The organism is Pseudomonas sp. VD-NE ins (assembly GCF_031882575.1).
GTDB classification, from domain to species: domain Bacteria; phylum Pseudomonadota; class Gammaproteobacteria; order Pseudomonadales; family Pseudomonadaceae; genus Aquipseudomonas; species Aquipseudomonas fluorescens_BZ.
In genome coordinates this window covers 1,950,016-1,964,743 of sequence record NZ_CP134772.1, presented here as the reverse complement: position 1 = coordinate 1,964,743, position 14,728 = coordinate 1,950,016, and the positions used below count along the sequence as shown (strand labels likewise).

Here is a 14,728-nt window from a genome sequence, read left to right as displayed (position 1 = left end):
CCGCATTCGCGAGCAGGCTCGCTCCCACAGGGGATCTCGGCTGAATCTGAAATTTCCTGTTTCGCGGAGTTTTTGCCCCTATGAAGCACAACGTCATCCTTGTCGTGCTCGACGGCCTCAACTACGAGGTCGCGCGTCACGCCATGGGGCATCTGCAGGCTTATGTTGGCGCAGGACGCGCCGCGCTCTACCAGTTGGAGTGCGAACTGCCGGCCCTGTCCCGACCGCTCTACGAATGCATCCTCACCGGCGTGCCGCCGATCGACAGCGGCATCGTCCACAACAACGTCTCGCGCCTGTCCAATCAGCGCAGCATTTATCATTACGCCCGCGATGCCGGTTTGAAAACCGCTGCGGCGGCGTATCACTGGGTCAGCGAGTTGTACAACCGCTCGCCGTTCGTAGCCGCCCGCGACCGCCACACCGACAATCTGTCGCTGCCGATCCAGCACGGGCATTTCTACTGGAGCGATCACTACCCGGATTCGCACCTGTTCGCCGACGCCGAAAACCTGCGCCTGCGCCATGATCCGAACTTCCTGCTGATTCACCCGATGAACATCGACGACGCCGGGCACAAGCATGGCCTCGACTCTTCGCAATACCGCAACAGCGCGCGCTTCGCCGACATCATCCTCGCCGATTATCTGCAGAGCTGGGTCGACGCTGGCTATCAGGTATTGGTGACTGCCGACCACGGCATGAACAACGACCGCTCGCACAACGGCCTGCTGCCGGAAGAACGTCAGGTGCCGCTGTTTGTCCTCGGTGACGCGTTCAGCCTCGACGCGAGCGCCGCACCCAAGCAGACGGAAATCTGCGGCACCGTCTGCGAGTTGCTCGGCGTGCCCCACGACAAACCAGTGTGCCGGGAGCTGCTCAAGTGAACTCGATGACTCGCGGCAAATGGTTGGCGGCGCTGTGCCTGGTGCCCTTCGCGCTGTTTTTTATCGTCTTTGAAATCGCCCCTCTGGTATGGGTGATGATCAACAGCCTGCAATCGGAAGAGTTCGGCTGGGGCTTCGCCAACTTCAGCAAAATCTTCAGTTCGAAGTTTTATTTGCAGGCGATCCAGTACAGTCTCGAGATCAGTTTCTGGTCGAGCGTATTCGGCATCATCATTGCCGTACTCGGTGCATATTCCTTGCGCCGGGTCGATTCGAAACTGCGCAACTTCGTGAATGCCTTCGCCAACATGACCAGCAACTTCGCCGGGGTGCCTCTGGCTTTCGCGTTCATCATCCTGCTCGGTTTCAACGGCAGCATCACCATCATGCTCAAGCAGTCGGGGATCATTCAGGACTTCAACCTGTACTCGAAAACCGGCCTGATCATCCTCTACACCTACTTCCAGATTCCCCTCGGCGTGCTGCTGCTTTACCCGGCCTTCGACGCCTTGCGTGAAGACTGGCGCGAATCCGCCGCACTGCTCGGCGCCAATGGCTGGCAGTTCTGGCGGCACATCGGTTTGCCGGTGCTGACCCCGGCGCTGCTCGGGACGTTTGTAATCCTGCTGGCCAACGCCCTCGGCGCCTACGCCACGGTGTACGCGTTGACGACGGGCAACTTCAACGTCCTGCCGATCCGCATTGCAGCAATGGTCTCCGGTGACATTTCCCTCGACCCGAATCTGGCCAGCGCTTTGGCCGTGGTGCTGGTGGCACTGATGACCATCGTCACCGTCGTGCATCAACTGCTGTTGAAGAGGAGCTACCATGTCTCGCGCTGAATCCGGCCCGGCCGGCCTCTACCACCGCGTCGTGGTTTATCTGCTGTTCGCGATCCTCTTGCTGCCACTCGTGGGCACGCTGATTTATTCGATCGCCAGCAGTTGGTCGGCGACCATCCTGCCCAGCGGTTTCACCTTCAAGTGGTACATCCAGCTGTGGAGCGATCCGCGGTTCCTTCATGCGTTCGGCCAGTCGCTGCTGGTGTGCGTCGGTGCGCTGGTGTTGTCGGTGGTGCTGATCCTGCCGCTGCTGTTCGTGGTGCATTACCACTTCCCGAAACTCGATGCGTTGATGAACATCCTCATCCTGTTGCCCTTCGCCGTGCCGCCAGTGGTGTCTTCCGTGGGTCTGCTGCAGCTGTATGGTTCCGGGCCGATGGCGATGGTCGGCACACCGTGGATCCTCATCGGTTGCTACTTCACCGTGGCCCTGCCGTTCATGTACCGGGCGATCACCAACAACCTGCAGGCGATCAACCTGCGCGACCTGATGGACGCCGCGCAACTGCTCGGCGCCAGCACCTTTCAGGCAGCGATTCTGGTGGTGCTGCCGAACCTGCGCAAAGGCCTGATGGTCGCGTTGCTGCTGTCGTTCTCGTTCCTGTTTGGCGAGTTCGTCTTCGCCAATATTCTGGTCGGCACGCGCTACGAAACCCTGCAGGTTTATCTGAACAACATGCGCAACAGCAGCGGTCACTTCACCAGTGCGCTAGTTATTTCGTATTTCTTTTTCGTGCTGGTCCTGACCTGGATCGCCAACATCTTGAACAAGGACAAAAGCGAATGAGCTATGTCAGCGTCCAACACCTGCAGAAAAGCTACGCCGGCACGACCGTGTTCAGCGACATCGACTGCGAAATCAACAAGGGCGAGTTTGTCACCCTGCTCGGCCCCTCCGGCTGCGGAAAGTCGACCCTGCTGCGTTGCATCGCCGGCCTGACACCGGTCGATGGCGGCAAGATCCTCCTCGATGGCGTCGATATCGTGCCATTGAGTCCGCAGAAACGCGGGATCGGCATGGTGTTTCAGAGCTATGCGCTGTTCCCCAACATGACCGTGGAACAGAACGTTGCCTTCGGTTTGCGCATGCAGAAGGTCAACGCCGATGACAGTCATAAACGCGTTTCCGAGGTGTTGAAACTCGTTGAACTGAACGACTTCGCCAGTCGCTATCCGCATCAGTTGTCCGGTGGCCAATGTCAGCGTGTCGCCCTCGCCCGTTCGCTGGTGACGCGCCCACGTTTGCTGTTGCTGGATGAGCCGCTGTCGGCGCTCGATGCGCGCATTCGTAAGCACCTGCGCGAACAGATCCGGCAGATTCAACGCGAACTCGGCCTGACGACGATTTTCGTCACCCACGATCAGGAAGAAGCGCTGACCATGTCCGACCGGATTTTCCTGATGAATCAGGGAAAAATCGTCCAGAGCGGCGACGCCGAAACCCTCTACACCGCGCCGGTCGATGTGTTCGCCGCTGGCTTCATCGGCAACTACAACCTGCTCGATGCCGACGATGCATCGAAGCTGTTGCAGCGCCCGATCAACCACCGCATCGCCATTCGCCCGGAAGCCATCGAACTGAGCCTGGAAGGCGAACTCGACGCGCAGATCCGCAGCCACAGCCTGCTCGGCAACGTGATCCGCTACCGCATCGAAGCGCGCGGCGTGGAACTGGTGGTGGATGTGCTCAACCGCTCGGCGGCCGATCTGCACCCCGACGGTCAGCGACTGGCACTTTCCATCGATCCGACGGCCCTGTGTGAAGTAGCTTAAAAGCAGCTGCAAGCTTCGAGCTACAAGCTTCAAGTTGTAGACTGCGGCGCAGCTGATTCCAATTCTTGCAGCTCGAAGCTTGTAGCTCGCAGCTGTTCTCGGAGAGAACTGATGGCCCTGGCAATTTTTGATCTGGACGAAACGTTGATCCACGGCGACTGCGCCACCCTCTGGAGCGAGCAGATGGGGCGCCTCGGCTGGGTCGATCCCGAGTCGTTCATGCGCAAGAACAACGAACTGATGGACGCCTACAGCCATGGCAAATTGCGCATGGAAGAGTACATGGAGTTCAGCCTCGAACCGCTGATCGGGCGCACACCGGAAGAAGTCGATCATCTGGTTGGCCCGTGGGTGGAAGACTTCATCGAACCGATCATCTTCAGCGATGCGACCAAAACCATCGCCGCCCATCGCAAGGCCGGCGACCGGATTCTGGTGATCTCGGCGTCGGGCACGCACCTGGTCAGACCGATTGCCGACCGATTGGGCATTGATGAAGTTCTGGGGATTGAACTGGAAGTCGCCCACGGCGTGTACAGCGGCCACACCGTCGGCACCCTGACCTACCGCGAAGGCAAGATCACGCGCTTGCTGGAATGGCTGGATGCTGAAGAAGAGAACCTGGAGGGCGCGAGTTTCTATTCCGACTCACGCAATGACCTGCCGTTGTTGCTGAAGGTGGATTTCCCGCATGCGGTGAATCCGGATCCAGTGCTTCTGGAGCACGCCGAAAAAGCTGGCTGGCCAATCCACCTGTGGAAATGACAAAGATTTAATCTGCAATTGCAGGCTGACATTCCGAACCCGAGTTCGACACCATGTGTCAGGTCGATGTACCCCGACAAAACAACTCGGTCAGTCCCCTCTCCCTACGGGAGAGGGTTAGGGTGAGGGGCTTTTTTTCGGTTCCTAACTCAGACTGTCGTCAATCACCAACACCAGTTTGCCCGCCACCGTATTACTCGCCAACTCCGCAAACGCCGCCTCGGCATCCTTCACCGCAAACGCCTTGGCCAACTGCGGACTCAACCGCCCTTCAGCAAACAGCGGCCAAACCTGCTGCCCCAGATCACTCAACAGATCCGCCTTGAACTGATCGTCACGACTACGCAACGTCGAGCCCAGCAGTTGCACACGCTTGGCCAACACCTGCGCCAGATCCAGTTTCGCCTCACGGCCGCCCATCAAACCGATCAACACCCAACGCCCGTCCAGCGCCATCAGCTTGAGGTTCAGCGCCGAATAATTGCCGCCGACCGGGTCAAGAATCACATTGAACGGCCCGAAATCACGCAGGCTCTCCAGATCATCGGTGCGCAGCACCCCGCCCTGCGCGCCGAGTGCTTCGCAGTAAGCCAAACGCTCGGCTGAACCGACGCTGACCCAGCACGGATTACCGAACGCCTTGCACAACTGAATGGCGGCTGAACCGATTCCACTTGCGCCAGCGTGCAAGAGAACTTTCTCACCCGGTTTGAGCGCAGCAAGTTGAAACACATTCAGCCAGACTGTTGCATAAACCTCGGGCAATGCCGCGGCCTCGATCAGCGAGACGCCTTCGGGAACCGGCAGCACGTGCCGCCCGTCGACGACTACCTCTTCGGCCATGCCACCCCCGGCCAGCAAGGCGCAAACCCGATCGCCGACCTGCCATGCACTGCCGGCGCCGACCTCGCTGATGACCCCGGAACACTCAAGACCGAGCACTTGGCTGGCCCCAGGCGGTGGCGGATAGAGCCCTGCTTTCTGTAATAAATCGGCGCGATTGAGGCCGGCTGCCGCCACTCGAATGCGGACTTGTCCTACATCGCACGTAGGACTCGACTCTTCAACCCATGCCACTTGACCGTCAACGCCTTGCAATGCCTTCACAGTGCCTCCATAGTGAGTCTGGACTGAGCCCGAAGCTGTAGCGCCGGGCTTTTTGCATTATGCGACCGGCTCTCGTAGAACCGGCGACTTCAAAGACGGCCTAATATGCGTTATCAATTGTCCCCGCGTCGAATCAGCATGAAGCATTTGCTCCCCAGCACCGCCCTCGCTCTTTTCATCGGTATCGGTTTGTTGCCGGTGTCGGGCAATACATTCGCAGCCAACAGCTGGGACAAGTTGCAGCCTGATCGCGATGAAGTCATCGCCAGCCTGAACGTCGTCGAGTTGCTCAAGCGTCACCACTACAGCAAGCCGCCGCTCGACGATGCGCGCTCGGTGATCATCTACGACAGCTACCTCAAGCTGCTGGATCCGTCGCGCAGCTACTTCATGGCCAGCGATATCACCGAATTCGACAAGTGGAAGACCCAGTTCGACGACTTCCTCAAAAGCGGCGACCTCAATGCCGGGTTCACCATCTACAAGCGCTATCTGGACCGCGTCAAGGCGCGTCTGGACTTCGCCCTTGCCGAGCTGAACAAAGGCGTCGACAAGATGGATTTCAACACCAAGGAGACCTTGCTGATCGATCGCAAGGACGCCCCTTGGCTGAAATCCACCGCAGAGCTGGATGACCTGTGGCGCAAACGCGTCAAGGACGAAGTGCTGCGGATGAAGATCGCCGGCAAAGAGCCGAAGCAGATCCAGGAAACCCTGACCAAGCGCTACAAGAACCAGTTGGCGCGCCTGGACCAGACCCGTCCGGAAGACATCTTCCAGGCGTACATCAACACCTTCGCCATGTCGTACGATCCGCACACCAACTATCTGTCGCCGGATAACGCGGAAAACTTCGACATCAACATGAGCCTGTCCCTCGAGGGCATCGGTGCCGTGTTGCAGAGCGACAACGACCAGGTGAAAGTCGTGCGTCTGGTGCCGGCTGGCCCGGCCGACAAGACCAAACAGGTCGCCCCGGCCGACAAGATCATCGGCGTTGCCCAAGGCAACAAGGAAATGGTCGACGTGGTCGGCTGGCGCCTGGACGAAGTGGTCAAACTGATCCGTGGTCCGAAAGGCACCGTGGTGCGTCTGGAAGTGATTCCGGCCAGCAATGCGCCGAACGACCAGACCACCAAGATCGTGCCGATCACCCGTGAAGCGGTGAAGCTCGAAGACCAGGCCGTGAAGAAGTCCGTGCTCAACCTGAAACAGGACGGCAAGGACTACAAACTCGGCGTCATCGAGATTCCAGCCTTCTACCTCGACTTCAAGGCGTTCCGCGCCGGTGATCCGGACTACAAGAGCACCACCCGCGACGTCAAGAAGCTGCTCACCGAACTACAGAAAGACAAAGTCGACGGCGTGGTCATCGACCTGCGCAACAACGGCGGCGGCTCCCTGCAGGAAGCCACCGAGCTGACCAGTCTGTTCATCGACAAAGGCCCGACCGTACTCGTGCGTAACGCCGATGGCCGTGTCGACGTACTCGAAGATGAAAACCCGGGCGCGTTCTACAAAGGGCCGATGGCGCTGCTGGTCAACCGCTTGTCCGCCTCTGCTTCGGAGATTTTCGCCGGCGCCATGCAGGACTACCACCGCGCGCTGATCATCGGTGGCCAGACATTCGGTAAAGGCACCGTGCAGACCATTCAACCGCTGAACCATGGCGAACTGAAACTGACGCTGGCCAAGTTCTACCGGGTCTCCGGGCAGAGCACTCAACATCAGGGCGTGCTGCCGGACATCGACTATCCGTCGCTGATCGACACCAAGGAAATCGGCGAGAGCGCCCTGCCGGAAGCCATGCCGTGGGACACCATCCGCGCAGCAATCAAACCGGCGGCCGATCCGTTCAAGCCATTCCTGGCCCAGCTCAAGTCCGAACATGACACGCGCACCGCCAAGGATGCCGAGTTCGTGTTCATCCGTGACAAGCTGGCTCTGGCGCAGAAACTGATGGAAGAAAAAACCGTCAGCCTCAACGAAGCCGAGCGCCGTGCCCAGCACGCCGACATCGACGCCAAACAGCTGACGATGGAGAACATCCGTCGCAAGGCCAAAGGCGAAGAGCCGCTCAAAGAGCTGAAGAAGGAAGATGAAGACGCCCTCGCGGCGGCCGACCCGGACAAGGTCAAACCAGAAGACGATGCCTACCTGAGCGAAACCGGGCGCGTATTGCTGGATTACCTGAAGCTGAGCAATCAGGTGGCCAAGAAGTAAGATGATGGCAATTTAACGCTGACGATCCCCGGATCGTCATCAAACAGTCATCATTCTGTCGTGCAATAAAGGACTGGGAGCCACTCTCTTCATCGAGAGCGCTCCCAGTCCTTTTTTTATCGCCAGAGATTGCCATGACCACGACCGAACAGCTGAGTGCCTTGAGCTCGATCCTGACTCAAAGCGGTTTACACAGCCTGTTCCAACCGATCATCTCTCTCTCGGAACGCCGCATTCTCGGCTACGAAGCCCTCACCCGTGGCCCGTCCAACAGCCCTCTTCACTCGCCCATCGCATTGTTCGCCGTAGCGCGTCAGGCCGGACGTTTGAGCGAGCTGGAAATCGCCTGCCGGCAAAGCGCTTGTCGTCGCTTCAACGAGCAGCAACTGCCGGGTAAGCTGTTTCTCAACGTCTCACCGGAATCCTTGCTCGAAGCCGCGCATCAACCGGGGCGCACGTTGCAGTTGCTGCAAGATTTCGGCATACCGCCGAGTCAGGTGGTCATCGAGCTGACCGAACAGACACCCATCGACGATTTTCAGTTGCTGCAAACCGCCCTTCATCACTACCGGGCCATGGGGTTTTCCATTGCACTGGATGATCTCGGTGCCGGCTATTCGAGCCTGCGCCTGTGGTCGGAACTGCGCCCGGACTACGTGAAGATTGATCGGCACTTCATCGATGGCATTCATCAGGACGCGTTGAAGCGTGAGTTCGTCGGCTCGATCCTGCAAATCGCCAAAGCCTCCCGCGCGCAGGTCATCGCCGAAGGCATCGAACTGCCAGAAGAACTCGCGGTACTGACTGAAATGGGCGTCGATCTGGTGCAGGGCTACCTGCTCGGCCGCCCTCAGGAACATCCGCCGCGCGATGCCCGCGCCTTGATGCCCAAACACGACAGCAGCAGCGTTGCGCTGAACGACGAAGGCAGCGACCTCAGCGCCCTGCTCAACGACCAACCGGCCGTGCATCGCGACACACCCACCGCCAACGTACTGGAAGCCTTCCGCCGCCAAGCCAACCTCAACTCACTGGCAGTACTCGACGAACAAGGCCAACCCTGCGGCATCGTCCACCGCCACTCGTTATCAGATGCCCTGCTCAAACCCTTCGCCACCGACCTGTTCGCGCGCAAACCGATCAGCCGTCTGATGAACGACGATTTTCTCGCCGTGGAAATGAGTCAGTCGCTGCAACAGGTCAGCCGCCTGATCACCAGCCGCGCCCGCCAGCGCATCGAAGAGGACTTCATCATCACCCTCAACGGCAGCTACCTCGGCCTTGGCCGGGTGATCGACGTGCTCAAACTGATTACCGAACTGAAGATCCAACAAGCGCGCTACGCTAATCCGCTGACCTTGCTGCCCGGCAACGTGCCGATTCAGCAATGCCTGACGCGATTGCTGCAGCAGGGGCGCGAGTCAGTTATTTGCTACGTCGACATCGATAGCTTTAAACCCTTCAATGACATCTATGGCTACGGACGGGGTGATGAAGTTCTGCTGTGTCTGGCGCAATGCCTCAACGAGCGGGTAGACCCGAGCCGCGACTTCGTTGGCCATATCGGCGGTGACGACTTCCTCCTGGTCCTTGGCCCGGAAGATTGGCGCAAACGACTCAATCAGCTGCTTGATGACTTCCAGAGTCAGTGCCGGCGCTTCTACCGGCCTGAACACCTTGAGGCGGGATGTTTTATTGCACCGAATCGCCAAGGGGTGCGGCAGGAGTTTCCGTTGCTGTCGCTTTCCATTGGCGTGGTGCATTTGCACCCCGAAGCGTGCGCGCAACTCGACGCCAGTCAGCTTGCGGAAATGGCTTCGCAGGCGAAGCATCATGCGAAGAATGTTCCGGGGTATAGCGTGCATGTGATTGATAGTCTTTCCCTGTCTAGCCTCCATCACTCACAGATAATCGGCCAACGCTAATTCCTGCACAAACGCCAAAAACTACGATCGTACGAAGATGCCGCTCAACCAATTTTTTTAGTTAATCTGTAGGTCTTCGATTTGATACCTCAATAAACAACTTAACAAAACCTGCATAAACTGCCGTTGATCCTCTACATCATCATCGAAATAGGTGGTGATTTTCGTGAATACCGCATCAAAGTCATCATCGACGTCCAAATAGTGTTTCAACGTTTCAACACACCACTTGCGCTCTTCAACGCTATAAGAGAGAAACTCAGGCTTCATAAGAATATCGAATAGCTCGGCAAGCTCCTTCTTATCATTCACGTTCTTTGAAACAATGATTTTTTCACGAGCGTCGTCGTCAGTATTTTCTATATCAAATAGAAACAGCAGACCACGCAAAACAAAATACTCAGGTTTACGTTTCATTCCATAAATTCCGTATAAGAGGTTATCGGCTTGCCGGCTCTATCAAGAATTACTACCGCATGTGTTTGCTGTCCGTAAATGACGCCCCCCCTCTTGTATCCTTCACCTACAATTTTGCCCATATTCATTGGCTCCTTCGACGCGATTTGTCCGTTCCGCCTAAAAATAAGCTGGGCACGATGTATGGCGTTCAGTTGGTCTCGATTACTAAAAAAGTGAGTGGCTGCACTGGGAATTTTTGGCTGCCCTGCTCGCCTTCCGTTGGTGTAAAGCTCTATGACTCCGGTCGATGGATTTCTTCCCGTCACTGAACGTTCTTGCTGAGAGGCCAATGTGGTTTGTTTTCCATGTTTTTCTACGAAGTGTGCGCCTGGTGTGGCTTTCTCCATTTCATCCAAACGCCTAAAAGCATTTGCCTCCGCCAAGTCATCAATCCTCGCTCGCCGCTCCTGCGCCGTCATCTTCGGCAGCGCTGGCTCACCCTCATCTACCTTAGCGCCACCAATCCCACCCGGCGCCTCACACCCAGGCTTATTCGGTGGCGGGCAGTTCGAACTCAACCCCAACGGATCCACCCACCCCGTCGGATTCGGCACGTACTGGTACTGATTCAGCCCACCGGCCAACTTGATCGGATCCGGCGTCAGATACCGTCCCAGCCTCGGGTCGTAGTACCGATGGCGGTTGTAATGCAGGCCGCTTTCGCCGTCGAAGTATTGCCCCTGAAAACGCAGCGGTTGGTTCAGGTAGTCCTCGCCGGCCAGGGTCAGTGCGGCGACTTTGCCGTAGGCGTCGTATTGCGCGGACCAGACGATGTCGCCGCTGTAGTCGGTGAGTTCCTGCGGGGTGCCGAGGTGGTCGAGTTGGTAGTAGAACGGGCAGGCTTTTTTCGGGCCTTTGCCGTCGAGCAGCGCGAGGGGGCGGAAGGTGCCGGGTTCGTAGACGTAGCTGCGGTATTCGCTTTCGCTGCTTTCGGCGACGAGGTGATCGCCTTGCCAGAAGAACTCGGTGGTCTCGCCGTTGACGGTTTTGCTGATGCGTCGGCCGAAGGCATCGTAGCGGTAACTGGCGGTCTGGCCGTCGGGGCGGGTCAGGCCGATCAGGCGGTGCTGGCTGTCGTAGCGGTATTCGGTGACGAGTGTCTGTGCGCGGCCACGACGTTCGCGGATCAGGTTGCCGAAGGCGTCATAGTCGTAATGACGGTCGCCCTGCATCAGCAGGCGATTGCCTTGGATCTGGCTGGGGCCGGGGCGGTCCTGCATCAGCAGGTTGCCGGCCGGGTCGTGGGCGAAGCTTTCCGGCAGTTCGTCGCGTGAGTGGCGTACGCGGATGAGGCGGTCGAGGGCGTCGTAGCCGTAGGTGCGCTGGCCGTGGCGGCTGTCGGCGATGTGCGCGAGATTGCCGTTGGCGCTGTAGGCATAATCGCGGCGGTACAGCGCATCGCGCTGATGGCCTACGGCGTGGGCGAGTAAGCGTCCCTGATCGTCGTAGGAGTATTCGCTGAGCAGCAGGCCCTGCTGGCGTTGCAGTTCACGACCGGACTGGTAGACGTGGCGGGTCAGCGGCGTGCCGTTGAGGTTGATGTCGGTCAGCGCGCCACCCTTGGCGTGGCGGTAGTCGAGCACGCTGTTGTCCGGCAGGCGCATGCGCTTGAGCTGGCCGCAGGCGTCGTAGCTATAGCGCAGGGTGCCCCAGCCTTGATGCTCGGTGATCAAGCGGTCCTGACGGTCGTACTCGAAGGCCAGCGGATGGTTCTGGCCGTCGTCGACCCCAATCAAACGACCGAGTCGGTCGTATTGGTAACTGACCTTGATGCCGTCGGGCAAAGTTTTGAGCAGCAGGCGCCCGGCCGCATCGCGCGCATACGCCGTGACTAACTGCGAGCCGTCATCGCCGAACTCGGTCTTTTCCAGCAGATGGCCGTTGAGGTCATAGGCGTACGCCGTGCGGCGACCGTCAAAACCGCTTTCCTGACGAATCAGGCCCATCGGCGTGTAGTCCAGCCGGTACTTTTCCCCCGATTCGTTTTCAATCTCGGTGAGCAGCAGTTGCGCATGGTCGTAGCGGTACTGCACCCGCGTGCCGTCGGGGTTGATCCGCCGCGAAACCAGGTGCAGATCGTCGTCGTATTCGTAGCGGGTAATGCGCCCCAGTTCATCGCGCTCGGCGGTGACCTGACCGTAGGCGCCGTAGCTGTAGGCACGGCTGCTGCCGGTAGGAAATGTCGTCTGAATCAGTCGGCCAACCGCGTCCCAATGTTGCCGAGTGACCGCACCGTGTTCGTCTGCGGTGGTGGTCCGCCGCCCCAGTGCGTCGTAGGAAAAACGCCGCACGCCACCGTCGGGCAAGGTCTCTTCGATGAGTTGGCCGAGGGCATTCCAGACCAAGCGATGGCGACTGCTGTCCGGGTAGCGGATCGACAGCAACTGGCCACGGGTGTCGTAGTAGTAATGGGTGACCTGACCGTCGGGGTCGACCGCTTCGGTGACATCGCCCTCGGCATTGCGCCGGTAGATCCACACGGCATCGCCGCGCGAACGCCGATGCAGGAAACCGTTGCGATACTCGTAGGACGTGGGCGCCTCGTCCGGCGGAATCAGCGCGATCAGCCGTCCAACCTCGTCGTAGCGGTATTCGGTGACCGCGCCCAAGGCATCCTGCTCGGCAATCAACCGCCCGGCATCGTCATAAGCCTTGAGCTGCTCACCACCGTCGGCCTCGACCTTGCGCACCAGCCGCGCACGCTCGTCGTGGACGTACGTCTCTTCGGTGCCGTCGACGTAATGCACCGCCACGCTGCCGTCGTCGCTCCAGACGTAGCGCGTGTCCATCTGCGAGAACGATGCCCAGTGCCTGACACACCGAGCGGCTTTCCCCGACCGCTCCCACTCCCAGAAGAAACTCGCGCCGCCGGCCAGTTGCCGCTGCAGGATCACGTGAGCGTCGTCGTAGTCGTAACGCTCGCTGTCGCCGACGGCGTTGCTGGCTTCTATCAGGTGCCGGTAGGCGTCGTAGCGGTAGCTGACCAGCGCCTGTTCGGTGCTCCAGGCACCGTCGCGAAACACCTGGTAATCAACACCAAGCAACTGCGCCCGGTCATAGCGCAACAACAGCGAACGCCCGGCGCCGTTGTCCAGGCGCTGCACCCGGTCAGACCGATCGCGCTGCACCGTCAGACGATTGCCATAGGCATCGCTGATCGCCGTCAGCCGTCCTGCGCGAAAGTGATAGAACCGCGCCGTTTCCCCGGCCAGCGCCAGGATCAGTTCCTCCGGCTCATCGCCCAGAAAAATCGCCGCCCGCGACAAACTGTTGTGAATCGCCGGTCGTGCAGCACTGGGCAGCGGAAAGCGGGTGCGCCGGTTTTCGTGGTCGACCCAAACAACCTCATCGGCGAAAAATTCCAGCCGATGCGCCAGCGAATGACTCCAGCCAAACCCCAGCCCGACATCGATCTCCGCCGCGCTGCTGCGATACAACCGCGAGAACTCAAACGGCAATACGCCATCGAGCACCGCATCAGTCAGGGTCAGCAGTTCTTCACCGGTGACCATCGACACCGGGCAACCGTTGGTGCAGGTGCGCGGCACACAATCGGCGCTGTCGCCGTTGGGGTTTTTCGCCTGATCCGGCGAATCGTCGTGATGCTCGTCTTTCTTCAACAAGGTGTTGCGCTGCGCATTCCAGCGCAATTGCATCCGGCCCTTCTTCACCCCGGCAGCGATGCCGCGGGCGGCAACGGTTTTGTATTGATCGACGTATTTGATGAACCCTTCGACGATGCCGAACATCGCCTTCACCAAACGCTTCACCGCCGACAGCAATTGCACGGCGCGGTCCGCCAGACGCAGCGTCAGATAAGCGATGCCTGCGCCACCACTGACGAACGTCAAGACGACGCTGATCAGCACATCGATGAGCAACTGCACCATCATCATCGACGCCGTTTCAGCAGTTTTGCCGGCGATTTCACTGGGTGGCAGCATCTCCAGCCAAAGGCTGGCAGTGCGCAGCAATAAACACAGTGCCGCTTCGTCACTGACCAGCAACTGAAGCTTTTCCATGAGATCGGGAGCCGCTTCCGCCAGCTCGATCAACTGCGTAGCACCGTCCCCCAACCGCTGGGCGAACGCCCCGGGATCCTTGAGGATGTCCGAGAGCATGCCGATGCTGTCCCACACCCCCTCGATCGCGGCCCAACTCCCGGCGAGCATGCCGTTGCCCGCCGCCGTCGCCACCGACTGCGACCATTGCGGTTTGAAAACCTGCCATTCACTGCGCAACCAGCCATCCAACTCAGCGCTCAGGCCTTCGTAGGCTTTGAAAAGATCCTCGACCTGACCCGGAGTGACATCGCTGTGCACCTGCACCCGGTAGAACTTGCCAGGTATTCCTTTGAATGAGCCCTTGCCTTGCGCATCAAGGGTGATGGGGGTGATCTCGCCACCGTCCATGGCAATCACATCGACGACGATGTTGCCGAGGGGAATGTCGTAGACCGACTCGAATTTGCTTTCGATCAGCATCGGGCCGCTCTCCGGGCACTGGACGACGTCGGAGAAAAATTCGTTGTCGGTGCTGCTGACGGCAGTGCTATCGGAGCCGAAGCGAATGATTCGCTCCATGCCCATCAGCGACGGCAGATCTGCGGCGTGGCTGACCTTGTCCGCCGCTCGACTGGCCCAATGCTTGAGCTGCTCGCGGTAAAGGCTGAGGGTGGCGGGAAAGCTGTCGAGTGCTTGCTCGATGCGGGTGACGGCTTCCATCAGCGCACGCGGGTGTGCGAAGT

General features: G+C 59.2%; 10 protein-coding genes. 7 read left to right on the top strand and 3 right to left on the bottom strand.

Annotated features, from left to right (window positions below):
• Nucleotides 1-80 precede the first annotated feature (80 nt).
• The 5 genes from RMV17_RS08690 to RMV17_RS08670 all read left to right on the top strand — a co-directional run bounded on the left by RMV17_RS08690 (nucleotide 81) and on the right by RMV17_RS08670 (nucleotide 4,267).
• Nucleotides 81-887, top strand: a complete 807-nt coding sequence (locus RMV17_RS08690; protein WP_311886267.1) for an alkaline phosphatase family protein — start codon at nucleotides 81-83, stop codon at nucleotides 885-887.
• Between the two features lie 5 nt (nucleotides 888-892).
• Complete coding sequence (locus tag RMV17_RS08685; RefSeq protein WP_172604543.1) at nucleotides 893-1,729, top strand: ABC transporter permease subunit; 837 nt, start codon at nucleotides 893-895, stop codon at nucleotides 1,727-1,729.
• Nucleotides 1,716-2,516 (top strand): ABC transporter permease, encoded by an 801-nt coding sequence (locus RMV17_RS08680; RefSeq protein ID WP_108226914.1) that lies wholly within the window; start codon nucleotides 1,716-1,718, stop codon nucleotides 2,514-2,516. The genes RMV17_RS08685 and RMV17_RS08680 overlap by 14 nt, the downstream gene beginning before the upstream one ends.
• Complete coding sequence (locus RMV17_RS08675; RefSeq protein ID WP_007916331.1) at nucleotides 2,513-3,502, top strand: ABC transporter ATP-binding protein; 990 nt, start codon at nucleotides 2,513-2,515, stop codon at nucleotides 3,500-3,502. The genes RMV17_RS08680 and RMV17_RS08675 overlap by 4 nt, the downstream gene beginning before the upstream one ends.
• 111 nt (nucleotides 3,503-3,613) lie before the next feature.
• A complete protein-coding gene (locus tag RMV17_RS08670; protein ID WP_311886266.1) occupies nucleotides 3,614-4,267 on the top strand; it encodes an HAD family hydrolase in 654 nt (217 codons plus the stop codon).
• Nucleotides 4,268-4,411: 144 nt separating this feature from the next.
• Here the strand turns inward: RMV17_RS08670 and RMV17_RS08665 are convergent, their stop codons facing one another.
• Complete coding sequence (locus RMV17_RS08665) at nucleotides 4,412-5,374, bottom strand: zinc-binding dehydrogenase (protein WP_311886265.1); 963 nt, start codon at nucleotides 5,372-5,374, stop codon at nucleotides 4,412-4,414.
• Nucleotides 5,375-5,512: 138 nt separating this feature from the next.
• On the opposite strand from RMV17_RS08665, the gene RMV17_RS08660 reads away from it, so the two are divergent.
• Together RMV17_RS08660 and RMV17_RS08655 are read left to right on the top strand one after the other, a co-directional pair.
• Nucleotides 5,513-7,597 (top strand): carboxy terminal-processing peptidase, encoded by a 2,085-nt coding sequence (locus RMV17_RS08660; protein ID WP_311886264.1) that lies wholly within the window; start codon nucleotides 5,513-5,515, stop codon nucleotides 7,595-7,597.
• 134 nt (nucleotides 7,598-7,731) lie between these two features.
• Nucleotides 7,732-9,522 carry a bifunctional diguanylate cyclase/phosphodiesterase gene (locus tag RMV17_RS08655; RefSeq protein ID WP_108226918.1) on the top strand — a complete coding sequence of 597 codons (1,791 nt, stop codon included), beginning with the start codon at nucleotides 7,732-7,734 and terminating at the stop codon, nucleotides 9,520-9,522.
• A 57-nt stretch (nucleotides 9,523-9,579) separates the two neighbouring features.
• Here the strand turns inward: RMV17_RS08655 and RMV17_RS08650 are convergent, their stop codons facing one another.
• Entirely contained in the window at nucleotides 9,580-9,939 is a 360-nt protein-coding gene (locus tag RMV17_RS08650) for a hypothetical protein (protein ID WP_311886263.1), read from the bottom strand.
• A complete protein-coding gene (locus RMV17_RS08645; RefSeq protein WP_311886262.1) occupies nucleotides 9,936-14,705 on the bottom strand; it encodes an RHS repeat-associated core domain-containing protein in 4,770 nt (1,589 codons plus the stop codon). The genes RMV17_RS08650 and RMV17_RS08645 overlap by 4 nt, the downstream gene beginning before the upstream one ends.
• Between the last annotated feature and the right edge of the window lie 23 nt (nucleotides 14,706-14,728).

What these genes read in the sequence shown, in the direction of transcription:
- RMV17_RS08655 (WP_108226918.1), top strand. Translation starts at nt 7,732, where the DNA reads ATGACCACGACCGAACAGCTGAGTGCCTTGAGCTCGATCCTGACTCAA.
- RMV17_RS08645 (WP_311886262.1), bottom strand. Translation starts at nt 14,705, where the DNA reads ATGGAAGCCGTCACCCGCATCGAGCAAGCACTCGACAGCTTTCCCGCC.
- RMV17_RS08650 (WP_311886263.1), bottom strand. Translation starts at nt 9,939, where the DNA reads ATGAAACGTAAACCTGAGTATTTTGTTTTGCGTGGTCTGCTGTTTCTA.
- RMV17_RS08685 (WP_172604543.1), top strand. Translation starts at nt 893, where the DNA reads ATGACTCGCGGCAAATGGTTGGCGGCGCTGTGCCTGGTGCCCTTCGCG.
- RMV17_RS08690 (WP_311886267.1), top strand. Translation starts at nt 81, where the DNA reads ATGAAGCACAACGTCATCCTTGTCGTGCTCGACGGCCTCAACTACGAG.
- RMV17_RS08675 (WP_007916331.1), top strand. Translation starts at nt 2,513, where the DNA reads ATGAGCTATGTCAGCGTCCAACACCTGCAGAAAAGCTACGCCGGCACG.
- RMV17_RS08680 (WP_108226914.1), top strand. Translation starts at nt 1,716, where the DNA reads ATGTCTCGCGCTGAATCCGGCCCGGCCGGCCTCTACCACCGCGTCGTG.
- RMV17_RS08670 (WP_311886266.1), top strand. Translation starts at nt 3,614, where the DNA reads ATGGCCCTGGCAATTTTTGATCTGGACGAAACGTTGATCCACGGCGAC.
- RMV17_RS08660 (WP_311886264.1), top strand. Translation starts at nt 5,513, where the DNA reads ATGAAGCATTTGCTCCCCAGCACCGCCCTCGCTCTTTTCATCGGTATC.